We start from the raw sequence: 14,825 nt of genomic DNA on the forward strand, positions 1-14,825 counted from the left end.
TTACTTATATTCGTTCAATACTCTCTTTACCGCTTCCTGATCGAGATCCCCGAAACAGAACGGGCATTTCCCTGCCTTTAGCAATAACTCCTGAAAGTCATTCAAATGCCTGTTGATCTCCTTTTGATAGCGTTCCGCTGCCAGGCAGGTGCCGCGGTATGCCTGGTCATGCTCCTGCCACCCCTGCCATAATTCCTGGTAAACTTCCCACCTTCGCCTGCCCTCCTCGATCTCTGCCAACTGTTTTTCCACCGTTCCTAATTCTTTTGTTCGTCCTGTGATATACAGTATTTTCTGCAAATAACGGGCTATATTCTGCAGATCGCCGCTGATCAGGCTGAGTTCCCTCCACTCTTGAAAAAGCGGGTCAACTCTCTGCAGACAATCATCCACAGTAGGCACCTGCACGGTATCTTCGATCACCTGGTCAGCCTGTTCGAGCTGCCGGTTTACCTGGCTGATTTCTATGAACAAATTAATAAGACTGCGGTACTCTTCACTGCATTTTTCCAGATGCCGGCATCCCTCTTCTGCCTGGTCGAGCCTGTCCAATGACGACAGAACCCGCTCCACCCCAGCTAAAGCTTTTTTATTCTCTTCCCACTCATTTTTTATAGCGGTCAGCTCTTCTATTTTTCCGGCGGTCTCTTCCCCCTTGCTGACAAGAACCCCGATCTGTTCGATTTTCTCCTGCAGCTCAGGAAGGTGCTCATAGGACTTCAGCGCTTCTGACAGCAGCAGCAGTTCATCCTGGCACCGCTTCTCCTGCTCCCCTAACCGCCGCAGTTCTGTGTTCACTGACCTTTGTGCCCAGTCCAGGATGTGAACACCTCCCAGCTGCCCGATCACCTTAGCTCTAACAGCTCCGTTTTCAGACAGCAAAAAGGGCCCCTCCAGCTGTGCCCCCAGGTTCAACTCCACTTTGCTGCGCTCATCGATCACGATTTTCCTGATTCCGGTGGCTTGAATGATCTCCACAGGGATCTCATTTCCGAAACCCTCGAAAACAAGTTCATCCTCACCTGGTCTCTTTAACAGGTACTGGTTCTTGCCCGTTGTGCTCCGCAGACGGGTAACAATAGCCCCCTCATCCATTTCCACTTTTACCTTGCAGACCTTCGCTCCGGCGCGAATGAAGTTTGCTCCACGGGGCTCATTATAGAGAACCCACCTCAGTGCCCTTACAAGAGCGGATTTACCGAAATCTGAAGGCCCCACAACAACATTAAGCCCTGAGCCGAACTCCACCTCTGTGTGTTGATGAGACTGAAAGTTATCAATAACAAGCCTTTTGATGCTGCTCATGCCTCATCCTCCCCTCTAGCCAGGGCTTCCTCTGCTAAAGAAATCCTGCGCAGGGCTTCATCAATGACAGCGGAAGGCAGTTTTTCCATTGTTGCAATTTCTTCCAGCAGCACCCGGACGTCAGTGCGCTGGTAGGAACCTGCAGCCTTCACCTCTGTCAGGTACCCCGCCAACCTCTGCTCCCGAAAAGCAGCCTCTTCCAGGCGCGACCTGTCCAGAATATCTTCTCCTGGTGCAGCGCTCTTCAGCCTGATTTTCTCATAAGTCGGCGGATTTTCGCAAAAGTCGATGATCATCACCTGTACCGGTCTTTTCATCTCCTGCTGGTGATTGGAAAGGCGCACCAGTGCCCCGGGGTTGAGGAAATACTTCCCATCCCTTTCCGTGTCGGGGAACCCCAGGTGGTTGTGCCCAGCCAACGTAAAGTCAGCCTCAGTATCCCAGATCTGCTCAATCAGAGTATACAACGCTCCCGGGAAGAGGGTTTTCTGCAAGAGCATCCCATGCACCATATGAATGGCATAGTCACAGTTCTTTTTCTTGATCACATAGTCCAACTGCCGATCACGGCGGTCCATCTCGAAGTGGTAGCCTTGCCCGGTCAACTGCACCCGCAGTCCCTTTTTCTCAAGATAAATGGGCTCTCTCCCCAACAGGTGCACGATCCCCAGCCTGGCAGCAAAACCAAGCATGGTACGAGGCAGGGTTTCGCTGTTGTGCCCAAAGAGGTCGTGATTGCCCGCAATGGTGAAGACAGGCACCGGAAACTGCTGATAGATCTCCAGAAAATCCGCACAGACACTGATGGCAGGAGCAGGAACATCGAAGAAATCCCCCCCGTGCAACACATAGTCCACTTCCTGTTCCCTGGCAATGCTCACCACCTCTTCGAGCTTGCGCGCAAGAGTCGCAGGAAAGTTATCCTTCCTATTCTCAGGAGTAGTACCCCTCTTATGATCATCCGTAAAAAAAAGGAACCGCATACTCATACCTCCCAGGTGCCCAGGTGCCTGTCACCAAAACCCCTAACTTGTCTATACAACTCCACCAAAATGGTGCCTGTCACCAAAAACGCCATCTTGTCTATACAACTGTAACTGTCACTCGCTCCATCTTTTTTCCGTCCTCCGACCTCAACCTCCGACCTCCGACTAGCGCATCTATTTCGAAGCAACTCTTTTTCCAACGCCCAACCACCAACTTGGCTTCCGGCATCTGACCTCTATTCTTCTTTTTTCCGACCTCCGACTTCCGGCATCCCACATCTATTCCCACTTCCAACCTCCCACTTCCAACCTCTCATTTCTCGTAGGTAGGTCCGAAGGGGCCCTCTATCTTCTTAAGTTTCCCCGCTGCCGCCAGTCCCTCAAGGGATTCTTGCACTTCATCTACAGTAATCGTACGGTTGAGAGCATTCTCCAGATCAGGCAGATGAAGGCTGATCTGCCCGATATGCAGAGGAAGAATATTGGTGATTGCTTTAAGAAACTCCTCATCTACGCTGCCGAAATCCTTTTCTAATTCTGTGAAAGGATTTATTGTGCGAGGAGCCTGTGTTCTTGCACAGCGAATCCTTACAGATACCGTTCTTCCTACAACAGCTGATGAAACAAAGGCCATACCTGATGGAAGATAGGGAAGCCTTCCCGCCTCCTCCCCGGAGATATCGGTTTCCTCCTGGATCACCTTGATGTCACTTGCCCTGACCGTGCGGAAGATGATCTTGGTGTTGAGCTGAGCAGTGATGGTTTCATCAAGCAGGGCGGGGCGCTGGGTGGCCAAGACCATGAAAACCCCATACTTCCTTCCCTCCTGGGCCACTTCCCGGAAGATGCTGCGTGCCGGTGAAACAAACTCGATCCCACGGCGGGCAAAGTTGTGTGCCTCATCGGTCACTATAATGAAGGGTGGGAACTTATCCCCTGGTGGATCACCGCGCTGGATGGCATCCTGATAACTGCGGCGCATCCCATAGAGCTTTCGTATCAGATAGGCGCTGAAAACAGTAAGCAGCCAGATGGGTCCCCGGATCACTGTCAGTCGCCTGCGATTGAGCGCACCGGTAATGGGTGTTACATCCTTTTGGAAGATCCCTTCCCTATTCAGGCGATGAAGCCGCCAGCGGATACCCCGCAGACTGCTGGGATGTCCCGCCTGACGGGCTAAATTTACGATTTTCTTTTCATAGGCAGAGTGTTCACCGTAATTTTTACGGATCTCTGCTAATGTTTCCTCCTCTTTCTCCGCCAGCCCGATGCAGTGATCAAGCTTGCCGGCAAAACTTATGAAGGAGTCCTTCCCCTGATGAATGGTCTTCAAGGCATTATCCATCCCCTCAGTGAAGTTCCCCCCTGCAGCTGTAAGGAGAGAGGCCAAATCATTGCTGGTCAAGTCTTCGAAGCTCACCCCGGTGTCCCGGCCCACAGTCAGAATCTCTGTCCTGGCTTGATATTTTTTGGCCCTATCCCCATCCATCCCCTCAAAGGATGTGGCAAGGCTCATCTCGAATAATGGGGTCGAAACCAGAGTGGGGATCTGCTTTTCCAGGAGCTCCTCCAGTATCACCCTCATGCCAAAGGATTTGCCTGAACCCGACCCCCCGAAGATACCGATATGGGGGTACTCCTGCATAGCACAGTGATCGAAAACAAAGGGCACACCGCGCTGGGCTAGTATCCCTAACCCTTTTTTATAAAGGGGGGCAAGGCTTTTCAGCTCCTCAGGCAGTGTTTCCTGCATATCCTCAGTTCCCAGAATCACTCCCAGGACAAGCCCTGCATCTATCGGGCAGGACAGCAGAAGGTCATCAACCTCAGCAAAAGAAGGCAGGTGCACACCCGCCCCTACTGCAACAGGATAAGGGATATCACTTAAAACCCGCACCTTCGCCAGGTGGATGGTTTCCTCACCCAGGCGAAAACCAACCTGCTCCAGCCCATCCCAGACTGCGGGATCGATCAAGGGGCTGCGCTCCATAGTGAGGGGAAGAAACCGATTAAAGGACTTAGTTTCTACAACCTCACCGCGAGGCTTCAGCTCCGGGTCATCTATGACCAGAACCTCCCCGATGCGAAACTTCCGCTCCCGGGAAGCCACATAGATATACTGCTGTGTTGTTACACCAACCACCTGCATTAAAAAACCTCCTTCTACCCCATTTCTCTTTTTCGGGGCCAGGCTAGCTTTATTGCTTTATTGCTTCATGTTGCTTCATGTTGCTTCAGACCCGCCACGGGGACGGCCACAGGGACGGCCCCGTGGGTGACAAGGGAACGGTCCTTTTGTCACACTACTGATACATAGGGGACATTCCTATTGCTCCAAATAGCAGCGGTCTCCCCTATAATTCTCCCCTATAATAATATACATTTTAGATCCTTAAGATCGGATATCAGATGCCAGATTCCGACTTCTGACCTCCGGCCACTGACCTCTATTTACTACAGCTCCCTGCTTGCCCTCAGCGGCCGCAGAAAAACTTCAGCCATGGCCGGATCGAGACAGGTGGCGATCATAGCCTCCACCTCTTCCCTGCTCAGGCGCACCTCCGCATCCACCACATCAAGCCAGAGTGGAAAACCCCTCCCATGTGATGGCGTAATACTGTATAAAAAATTAAGCGCTGGCTCAAAGACACTTTCCTGATCCCTCAGGTAGTCAACAGCCACAACCTGGGGGTGCCTGGCAAAGCGGGCATAAAGACGTCCCTGCTCACCGCTGTCCCCCTCGTGCAGCCGGTATGTTTCTCCTGGCTGCAGCAGTCCGAACAGGATCTCCCGGTCACCCATCAGACCTGGTAAACCCTGCTCCCCCTCTGCAATAAGTGTCTGTGCCAGGGAACAGGTGGCAATCTCCTCGGTCACCCCGAGCAGCAAAACCTCTTGCTCCAATGCGGTAACTTTCAGCTCATTCCAAATTTGGGGGGCATGCATTTTAAGGCGGGCAAAACCACCATCAAAAACTACAAGTCGCGGCCTCGACTCAAGTACCTGCAGTGCCGCCTTGGCCTCCAGTGTTGCCAGGGTTTCCCAGCGCAGATGGGCCATGGCTTCATCGGGATTCTGCCCTTTGCTTATGCGTTCCTCCATTTTCTCCTGGTACCTGGGAAGGAGAGGTGAAAAGATCTCCTGAACCCATATCCTCTCATTACTGCTGCCACTGCTGGTTGTGTGAGCCAGTGCCCGAAAAAAAGTTACCACATACGGGTAACTGGCACCGTAAGTAGCCAGGGAACCATCCACACCTACCAGCGGCCTTCCCTGGAAAAAAGATGATATTTCCTTTCCGGAGAGTCCTGACAGGGGAGCAAAAACCCCCTTTTGCTCTGCCTGCTGTCGCCTTTCCCCGGTGGTTCCTCCCACCCTGTGGCGCTTTTCTAAATAGTTGTTCAGTTCCTTGAGTTCAGAAACCAGTTGATCCTCATGAAGCAAAGAGGCCACCCCTTATCAAAATGCTAAAGAACTCTGGCTGTTAACTATAAGGATATCAAAAATAACCTGATTACTATCACAACTTATGAACTCTATCTTCTCCCGTTCGATATCCTCTAATTGGGTATAACTACTTGGACAAATAGGATTATTGCCATCTTTCATATTCGCTCGCTGTCCTCTAATCGGCTTACTAATTATTTATCCAGCGGTTTATTCAATCTTAATAATACCAAACTGAAAACATGCGGTTGCAATCAATAATCCAACACTGCTTAAATTCTCCTCTCATAAAAAAAAAACCTGCCCCCTCCTGGAAAATTGTCAAGGCAGTGCAAAAATCAAACCATGCCCAAAACACAATTAGTATGCTGCCTGCATGAAGATAGCAGTCTAACACTATAGGTCAGAAAAGGTGACTGTCGCCAAAAAACGCCAATATCTGTTCCCACTTCCAACCTCCCGCTTCCCACATCTCATTTTACCAACCACCACTCCTACAGGGTCATTTGATAGAAAACCACGAAGAGCGTCATCACAGTATTCCACATACTGTGAGCAGCAATGGCGGGATAAAGTGATTGTGACTTCTCACAGAAGATAGTGAGGCAGGCACCCCCCAAAGCCAGGGGAATAAAGCGGACCAGGTCAAAGTGTATCAGACTGAAGAGACAAGCAGTAGCTATTATTCCCCAGACAACACCCAACCGGCTGCGCAGAACAGGATAGATAAATCCACGGAAGAACAGTTCCTCACTTACAGGAGCACAAACCCCCACCAACAGCAGCAGTGGAAGGATCTGCTCCCAACCCCGAGCATTCAAAATCAGTTCAGCAATGGCCTGGGGCTGTGGGGGTTGAGGAAACAGGGAGATAATCACCGCCATGATGAGGGTGACCACCAGGAAAACACCCATCCCCCCGATAATTCCATAGAGAAACAGCTGCGCCAGTCAAAATTATCAAACCCGAGGGCTGCCAGAGGAGCTTTTCTAATCCATGCGGAACACAGCACAAAGAGCACTATCAGGATGCTCTGAAGAAAACCTGCTGTAAACATAATAGCTACTTCAATACTGCCCATTACAGGAAATAAAGACAGCACCCAGTTCGACAGACGAAGACCGAAAAAAGCAAAGAAAACACTAAACAAAAAGATAAGGCCTATAATAATTGCAATATCCACAAATCCCCATGGCGGACGGAAGCGAGGATAAGAGTTTCTTATTTTAAATTCATAAGGGAAAATTTAAAATGCTCCTCTCCAAAATCAGCCTGTATGTGCTAAATTATTGTTAACATATCCTGGGCAAGGGTTCCCCTTCCAGCATACCTAGAATCCTTGTTGCTCCGAGGTCAGTCTCCAGAAGCACCAGACCTTCCTCCTCGCCGAGCACCTGGCCGATCTTTACAGAACCCTTCCCTTCCGGCAGATCTCTCATCGCCTCCAGGACACTGTCTGCCACTGACGGGGCTACAACCGCAATCACCTTGCCCTCATTGGCCAAATACAGGGGGTCAATCCCCAGCATCTCACAGGCCCCAACTACCTCACGGCGAAGCGGAATCTCCTCTTCCTGGATCAGGATACCCCTTTTGCTCTGCACAGCAAGCTCATTTAATGTAGTGGCTAAACCGCCGCGAGTGGGATCCCGCATACACCTGACACCATCCCCCCCGGCTTCCAGGATCGCTTTAGCAATCCGGTTGAGGGGAGCACAGTCACTCTCTACAGGTGTGGAGAAAGAAAGCCCCTCCCGCTGAGCCAGAATAGTCAAACCGTGGTCCCCCATGGTGCCGCTGATCAGAACCACATCACCGGGCTCCATCCGCCTTGGAGAAAGAAGCCTGCCATCAGGGATCACACCAATACCGGCAGTGTTGATAAAAACCTTGTCTGCACTTCCCCTGTCTACAACCTTGGTGTCCCCGGTGACTATATGAACACCCGCGTCTTTTGCGGACTCCCGCATGGACTGCACGATCCGCCGCAGATCCGCAATAGGCAGTCCCTCTTCAATAATAAACCCGGAACTCAAATACAAGGGCTCCGCACCACTCACCGCCAGGTCATTGACCGTTCCACAGACAGCGATAGTACCGATATCCCCTCCGGGAAAGAAAATGGGGTCCACCACAAAGGAGTCAGTTGTAAAGGCAATCCTGCCTCCACCCACCTCCAGGACCGCTGCATCCAGCAGTTCATCCAAAATAGGGTTTCCAAAGGCATCCTGAAAAACATCTTTGATCAACTGATTGGTGAGCGCCCCACCACTGCCATGACCAAGAATAATCAGATCATCTTCTTCATACTTCAACTGCGAACACCAGCTTTCTGTCTTCCATAACGATAATAAGCAGCGCAAGACCCTTCTGTAGAAACCATGCATGGCCCCACAGGTTTCACCGGGGTACAGACCTTGCCGAACAACGGACACTCATAGGGAAGCTTCAAACCCTTGAGCACCTCTCCACAGGCGCATCCCTTACGGCATTTCCCCGGTTTTACAGTAATGGGAAAGCGCTTCCTGGCATCATACTGTACATACTCCTCCCGCAGCTCCAGGCCGCTTTCCGGCACCTCACCGATCCCTCGCCAGCGGGCCTGTATAGGAGTAAAGTATTTCTCGATAAAGCCCACAGCCACCGGGTTCCCCTCGGGCCGCACCGCCCGTTTATACTGAATATCCACAGCCGGGCTCTCATTACGATACTGACGTACAATGAGCAGCAAGGCCTCCAGGATATCGGCGGCCTCAAACCCGGTCACTACACAGGGTTTCCCGTATTCTTCAGCAATAAACCGGAAGGGCTCTGTTCCCAGGATAGTGCAGACATGCCCCGGATTGAGAAAGGCATCGATCTTCACCTCCGGGTCATCCAAGAGCACCCTCATGATGGGGGGAACCACTTTATGCAGTGAAAAAACAGATAAATTCTCTAGCTCCATCTGTACCGCCTGATCTAAAGCTGCAGCCACAACAGGTGTTGTGGTCTCAAAACCCACACCCAGGAAAATCACCTGTTTATCGGAATTTTCCTTGGCCAGTTGCAGAGCATCAGATGGTGAGTAGACCACACGCACATCCGCCCCTCTGCTCTTTTCCTGCAGCAAACTGCTTTCAGTACCGGGGACACGCATCATATCTCCGAAAGTAGCCAGAATAAGCCCATCCTGGCGCGCCAAAGCCATCACCACATCCAGGTCATGGTCATCTGTAACGCAAACCGGACATCCCGGACCAGATAGGAGATGCATCTTTTCAGGCAATAGATCCCTGAGTCCACTCTTGGCAATGGCTACAGTATGGGTGCCGCAGACCTCCATCACTGTTATCGGGCGATCGATCTCCTGGTGCAGCCTGTCAAGCAGATAGCGTGCATATTCTTTTTTACTGGATTGCCTCATGAGCATCCTCCCAGGCATCAAATATTTCTTCAGCTGATTTTTCGTCGATCACCTGAATGGCATAACCCGCATGGAGCAGCACATAATCCCCTACTTTCGCCTCAGGAGTCAGCATGATGTTTACTTCTTTGACATTACCTCCAATATCCACTTCAGCAAGCGGTCCATTAATCTTCAAGATCTTGGATGGAATGGCAAGACACATCTTTCCTGATCACCTCACTCGCAATATAGACTTGCCCCAGAGAAACCCCACCATCATTGGTCGGAACCTTCTTATGGCAGAGAGCCCTAAAGTCCTCTTCCGCCAGTCTCCGGCGCAGCAAGAGAAAGAGCAGTTTATTCTGGAACACCCCGCCGCTCAAGGCCACCAGATTCAGCCCTGTATTCTCCCGCATCTTTTTCAAAACCATAATGATCATTTCGGCAATTGTGCTGTGAAACCTTCCGGCGATCTCCGAAACTGGGGTGCCATCACTCAAATCCGCTAGAATCCCCTGGAAGATTCCCCGCACCCCAAGTGTGTAAGGCCTGGAACCGGTACATAACTCAAAACTGTATGTACCGGCAGCTTTTACATCTGCCAGGGTTTCCATCTCAATGGCCGCCTGCCCCTCATACTGCACTTTGGTGCAGATCCCCAGGAGAGCGGAAACAGCGTCAAAAAGGCGGCCACAGCTGGAGGTCAAAACAGTGTTGAATCTATTCTCCAACTGCCTTACCAGCACCTGCTGCTCTTCCCTGGACAGCTCAGGCAGATACCTTTGGGCGTATTTCAAACCGGCATCACCAAAAAGTTCATATAGGTAGGCGAAGGACATCCTGGATGGCCTTTTTATTGTAATCTCCCCGGGCAGCGGCAGATAGGAAAGATGTGCCATCCGCTCCAGGTTTGCCGGGGTGCCCGCAAAGAACTCAAACCCCCAGATGGCACCATCCAACCCGTAGCCTGTTCCATCACAGACAACTCCCAGAGCAGGCTCAGTCACCCGGTTTTCCGCCAGACAGCTGGCCATATGGGCGTGGTGGTGCTGGACGCCGATTTTTTGCAGCCCTTTAACGCTAGTCTCTTGAAGTCCCTTATCCCCGTTAAGCTCTTTTGACCCTTGAAGCCTTTTAGCCCCGTTAAGTCCCCTAGCCACTTTAAGCCCTTTAGCCCAGCGGGTTGCCAGATAATCCGGGTGAAGGTCGTAGACAACGACCTCCGGCTTTACATCCAGCATCGTTTCAAAGCGGGGGATGGTGTATAAAAACTGCTGATAGTTTCCGTAATGGTTGATATCCCCCAAATGCTGGCTGAGATAAGCTCCCCTTCCTTTGGTCATACAGAAGGTGCTTTTTAAATCCCCACCACACCCCAGCATCACCGCAGGAGGCTCTACTGGCAGATCAACAGGCAGGGGCACATAACCCCGGGCGCGGCGGAAAATTTGCGCCTCCCCACCCACAACAGCTGCCACCGAATCATCACAGCGGTTAAAGATCTTGCGGTTGTGCAAAAGGAAGTAGTCGGCAATCCCCTTCAGCTTCTTTAAGGCTTCGTCATTGTCGATGATCAAGGGATCATCGCTGATATTGGCGCTGGTCATCACCAGGGTCTCCAACCCCTCATCAAAAAGAAGATGATGCAGGGGTGTATAAGGAAGCATTACACCCAGTGTATTGATCCCCGGCGCAGTCTCAGGCGGCAGATCATCAAGACTCATCCGCTCCAGAATCACAATGGGATGTGCCGGACTCTCCAGCAGTTCTGCCTCCTGTGGGGAAATATGGCAGTACCTTTTGGCCACATCCAGGTCCTTGCACATCACTGCAAAGGGCTTGAACTCCCTCACTTTGCGTCGCCTTAAAGCCGCAACCGACTCTCCATTAGTGGCATCACAGACCAGGTGAAAGCCCCCCAGTCCCTTTACTGCCAGGATCTTACCCTCTTTCAAAAACTGATGTCCCATCCCCGGATAAACATTCTCCTCCAGGTCGCACAGGGTAGTATGTGGCCCACACTCCGGGCAGCAGTTGGGTTGGGCGTGAAAGCGCCTGAACATGGGATCCTCAAACTCATGTGCACACTCCGGACACATGGGAAAATCCCGCATGGTGGTCTTCTCGCGGTCATAAGGAACATCCATGATAATAGTAAAGCGGGGGCCGCAGTTGGTGCAGTTGGTAAAGGGGTAGTGATAGCGGTGGTCATGCGGATCCATAACCTCACGATAGCAGTCCTCACAGGTGCTCACATCCGGGGAGATGATCACATCCTTGTGGCCACTCTTCTCACTGTGCTTGATAAAGAAGTGGTCAAACCCTAGAGAATCCCGGGGCTTGATGCTGTGCTTGACAATCGATGGCCAACTTGGGTGGGTGGTCGAGGATATCCTGTAAAAAGGCATCAACAATCTCTTCCGAGGCCTCGGCCCAGATGGTCACACCCTCCGAAGAATTCAATATCCACCCCTTGATCCCGTATTTATTAGCCAAACGAAAAACAGTGGGGCGAAACCCTACCCCCTGAACTACCCCTTCAATCCGAATCTCCCGGGCAACTGTCATGCCAACTCCCCCCATCTGTTATTGCATGACTACTTTTATTGTAACACTACGGGGGAGGGGTGTAAATTGGTGACAGAGGGACGGGGGTCATGTCATCCTGGATGACATGACCCCCGTCCCTCTGTCACCTCCCGTCCCTCTGTCACCTCCCCGTCCCTCTGTCACCTCCCCGTCCCTCTGTCACCTCCCCGTCCCTCTGTCACCTCCCACTTGTCTATGTAGTTGGCTACTGCCAGGATGAAGGTGCTGTGTGACCAGGTAAGGGGCGCCACAGATAAGGGTTCTCCTGTATAGGGGTGGAACTGCTCTGCTAAAATTCCGCTTTCCATGGCGCGATCTGCCGCCCATTCCAGGATGGACCTGGCCTGGGCCAGTTCTTCTTTGGTTTTGGCCTTGGCGGCGTACCACTCAGCCAGCCAGAGGGTGGTTATTATCCAGGGGCTGCCGGGAACATTTTCAATATCATCACTCATCCGGTAGTACCAGTCAGCTGTATAGCGAGCCAGCCCTCCTACCCATGTATTTACCCTTAACCCTTCCTCAACCGCTTTCATGGTCCTCTCCACCCGGGGGTCATCAGCCGGGAAAACACCAAAGCCAAAAAGCCCATAAAGGCTGGAATCAAGAGTAAAATCGGGGATCGGCTCCATTTTTCCTTCCCTTTGGCGGTAATAGATCCCCCGCAGGAAACGCCCCACTTTTTCATGATAGAGATAGCGTTCCATACCTTCCCGTACCTCTTCGGCACCCTGACGGTAATGCTCCGCACTCCTTGTATCACCGAAGAGATTCCCTAAATTGGCAGCAGCCATCAAACCTGCATGAACAGAGGCTGCAGTAAAACTGAAAACCCCCCACCTCTCCTCCCAGAGATCATAGCTAGACAGAGGAAGGCCTGTTTGGGGATCACGGAATTGGAGTAGAAAATCACCCATTTTTTTGGCAAGATTCCAGTAAAAAGGCGCCATTTCCTCGAAATCATGGCACTGCCGGTAGTGATGCCAGAGGGCACAGCTTACCAGTGCTGTTTCATCCTCCTGAATGGGAAGTTGCTCTCTGGCATCCCTTATCAAGGGATACCAGCCAGACCCCGGGGAGCCATCAGGATTATATCTCTGTAAATTATAACCACCATCAGTGATCATTTGGGCGGACAACCGAAAAAAGCGCACAGGTATCTCGGGAAAACCCACCCGGTCCAGTGCAACAGCAACAAGTGCAGCATCCCGCGGCCAGATATAGTTGTAGGTATCCCGGGCAGTGGCCAGGATATCGCTGTCAGTTGCCGCTAAGATGGCACCATTGTTATCGCAGTGTGTGCGCACAATGAGCAGGCTCTGCTTAAAGAGCTTGCTCACCTTTTCAGGGAGGTCGCCAAAATTCCAGTCATGTCTGTTTACCCAGTTTCGACAGTAGTCCATAGTTTCCTGAAGGAGATAGCCAGGTCCATGGTCACGTACCAAATTATCTAATTCCCGCACAGCCTCAAGTCGATCCCCTAAAGCTATCCAGTACCAAAGGTTTTCCTCCTCCCTTGCCTCTAGGTTTATTTCAAAACTAATAGTGCTGTCCACGGACCCGTGGTCAATGGGGTTTCCCCCTAGCCAACCATCTTCAGCATCCCTCCAGGTGCCCTCTGCCCCTAGAAAACGCTTGCGGCCCGTTGCATATTGGAAGATCCCTCTTCCCTGAGCCGCTCCATTGGCCAGCAGATAGATATCGCGTTTATAGTGGCAGATGCCCCGGGAGACAGGGTCAAAAAGGGCGGTATCACCGATGTTATTTTCACTTATAGAGAAATCATGGTTGAAAAATATCCTCATCCGGCGTGGCCAGTTTCTTAAATTTTTTATCGTCATTTTTCTGACAAAAATATTAAAATGTGGGTGCACACCATCATTGATCTGCACATCCAGCCCCATCTTTTCATTGATTGCCTGTACAAAGGTAACCAGACTGTCCTCCTGGTAGCCTAGCTTTTTTTGCCAGTCATCTTCCCACAGCCATGAAAAATGGCCGCCCTCCCAAAAACCGGTGCTGCAGCGCTGCCCTCCGATATGATTTTCCATTCCCACAACAGGATAGTAAAGATCCCGCATATTTAGTTGGCTGTCAAAATTGATCAACATGTTTCCATTACCCACTACCAGTGCTCTCGGCATCCGCAAATCTCCTTATCTAGTAAATTTGCCTGAATGCAATAAACTAATTGACATTGGACATAATACAAGAGAATTGTTTTTCCTTTTCAATTAATCATTTTTATCATTTTTCCCGAACGCCGAAGAATTAATCTCTATTTTTTGAGACGGGTCGTGACACCCAAAAGAAGGAGGGAGTCAGGGTGGCCCTGTGGGAACTTTTTCTTTTATTACTAGCAATATTAGTTGTAGGAGGTCTGGCTTGGATGTTCAATAAGAAGCTTTCCGGAAGTCGACCCTACCGGAAGAAAATTCAATCTGCTCAAGAAAAAACACCCGAGAGCAGCCGGCCTATCCAGCAAAAAGAGGATATGGAGGTTGCGGAGGAGGTGACACCACCACTCTCACACCAGGTACCCCAGCAGGAAAAACATCATATTTTACCGGAAATCCCTCATTCCTACGGGGATACCTTCATTACCGCAATTGCCCGGGATCCTTACTGGATCTTTGCCTACTGGGAAATCAGCGAAGCTACAAAAGAAGATATTGCTGCACGTTTCGGCCATGATGCCTGGGAGTCATCCCGCCCAGTGCTTAAAGTATATGATGCTACAAACCTTTACTTTTTTGACTCCCGGGAGGCAGCAGAAATACAGATCAACGGCTATGCCAGTAACTGGTATATCAACACCGGGATGCCTGGCCACAACTATCTTATAGAACTTGGCCGCATTCTCACTGATGGAACCTATGTCTTTATCGCCCGTTCCAACATGGTGAGCACACCCCGAGACGATGTTTCTGAAATCGTCGATTTGGAGTGGCTGCTTCCCACGGAATATGAAAAACGGGTTTACGGAAGGTATATAGAAATACATGGCTCACCTGGCTTTATCGAGGAAATGGCATTAAAAGCTGTTGCAGCCAAAGAACATGAAGAATACATCGGTTCCCCCATGAACTGGTAAATATCACTGGAAGGGAAGA

The 14,825-nt window shown here is 51.0% G+C and carries 13 protein-coding genes; 1 reads left to right on the top strand and 12 read right to left on the bottom strand.

Annotation, left to right across the window (positions count from 1 at the left end; genetic code table 11):
* The 12 genes from SSCH_RS16865 to SSCH_RS11860 form a co-directional block, all read right to left on the bottom strand.
* The gene (locus SSCH_RS16865) at positions 1 to 1,305 is read right to left on the bottom strand and encodes an AAA family ATPase (protein ID WP_052835604.1); all 1,305 of its coding nucleotides are present in this window, start codon (positions 1,303 to 1,305) and stop codon (positions 1 to 3) included.
* Complete coding sequence (locus SSCH_RS11815; RefSeq protein ID WP_044665635.1) at positions 1,302 to 2,288, bottom strand: metallophosphoesterase family protein; 987 nt, start codon at positions 2,286 to 2,288, stop codon at positions 1,302 to 1,304. Before SSCH_RS11815 ends, SSCH_RS16865 begins: the two co-directional genes overlap by 4 nt.
* 100 nt (positions 2,289 to 2,388) lie before the next feature.
* Positions 2,389 to 2,580, bottom strand: a complete 192-nt coding sequence (locus SSCH_RS11820) for a hypothetical protein (RefSeq protein ID WP_044665636.1) — start codon at positions 2,578 to 2,580, stop codon at positions 2,389 to 2,391.
* Positions 2,581 to 2,604: 24 nt separating this feature from the next.
* The gene (locus SSCH_RS11825; protein WP_044665637.1) at positions 2,605 to 4,440 is read right to left on the bottom strand and encodes an ATP-binding protein; all 1,836 of its coding nucleotides are present in this window, start codon (positions 4,438 to 4,440) and stop codon (positions 2,605 to 2,607) included.
* A 305-nt stretch (positions 4,441 to 4,745) separates the two neighbouring features.
* Complete coding sequence (locus SSCH_RS11830) at positions 4,746 to 5,735, bottom strand: DNA double-strand break repair nuclease NurA (protein ID WP_044665638.1); 990 nt, start codon at positions 5,733 to 5,735, stop codon at positions 4,746 to 4,748.
* A 497-nt stretch (positions 5,736 to 6,232) separates the two neighbouring features.
* Positions 6,233 to 6,652: a CPBP family intramembrane glutamic endopeptidase gene (locus SSCH_RS11835; protein ID WP_084711140.1), complete on the bottom strand. Its 420-nt coding sequence runs from the start codon at positions 6,650 to 6,652 to the stop codon at positions 6,233 to 6,235.
* Positions 6,653 to 7,030: 378 nt separating this feature from the next.
* Positions 7,031 to 8,053: a hydrogenase expression/formation protein HypE gene (gene hypE / locus SSCH_RS11840; RefSeq protein ID WP_044665639.1), complete on the bottom strand. Its 1,023-nt coding sequence runs from the start codon at positions 8,051 to 8,053 to the stop codon at positions 7,031 to 7,033.
* Positions 8,050 to 9,144: a hydrogenase formation protein HypD gene (gene hypD, locus SSCH_RS11845; RefSeq protein ID WP_044665640.1), complete on the bottom strand. Its 1,095-nt coding sequence runs from the start codon at positions 9,142 to 9,144 to the stop codon at positions 8,050 to 8,052. The genes hypE and hypD overlap by 4 nt, the downstream gene beginning before the upstream one ends.
* Positions 9,128 to 9,322 (bottom strand): HypC/HybG/HupF family hydrogenase formation chaperone, encoded by a 195-nt coding sequence (locus SSCH_RS11850; RefSeq protein ID WP_232294420.1) that lies wholly within the window; start codon positions 9,320 to 9,322, stop codon positions 9,128 to 9,130. The genes hypD and SSCH_RS11850 overlap by 17 nt, the downstream gene beginning before the upstream one ends.
* Entirely contained in the window at positions 9,312 to 11,534 is a 2,223-nt protein-coding gene (gene hypF / locus SSCH_RS11855) for a carbamoyltransferase HypF (protein WP_084711142.1), read from the bottom strand. The genes SSCH_RS11850 and hypF overlap by 11 nt, the downstream gene beginning before the upstream one ends.
* The gene (locus tag SSCH_RS16875; protein WP_052835608.1) at positions 11,443 to 11,694 is read right to left on the bottom strand and encodes an acylphosphatase; all 252 of its coding nucleotides are present in this window, start codon (positions 11,692 to 11,694) and stop codon (positions 11,443 to 11,445) included. The genes hypF and SSCH_RS16875 overlap by 92 nt, the downstream gene beginning before the upstream one ends.
* 161 nt (positions 11,695 to 11,855) lie before the next feature.
* Positions 11,856 to 13,856 (bottom strand): glycoside hydrolase family 15 protein, encoded by a 2,001-nt coding sequence (locus tag SSCH_RS11860; protein WP_044665642.1) that lies wholly within the window; start codon positions 13,854 to 13,856, stop codon positions 11,856 to 11,858.
* 182 nt (positions 13,857 to 14,038) lie between these two features.
* Here SSCH_RS11860 and SSCH_RS16880 point away from each other — a divergent pair, with 182 nt between their 5' ends.
* Positions 14,039 to 14,806, top strand: a complete 768-nt coding sequence (locus tag SSCH_RS16880; protein WP_052835609.1) for a DUF4912 domain-containing protein — start codon at positions 14,039 to 14,041, stop codon at positions 14,804 to 14,806.
* The last annotated feature ends 19 nt before the right edge of the window (positions 14,807 to 14,825 follow it).

It is taken from the genome of Syntrophaceticus schinkii, assembly GCF_000946815.1.
GTDB classification, from domain to species: domain Bacteria; phylum Bacillota; class DSM-12270; order Thermacetogeniales; family Thermacetogeniaceae; genus Syntrophaceticus; species Syntrophaceticus schinkii.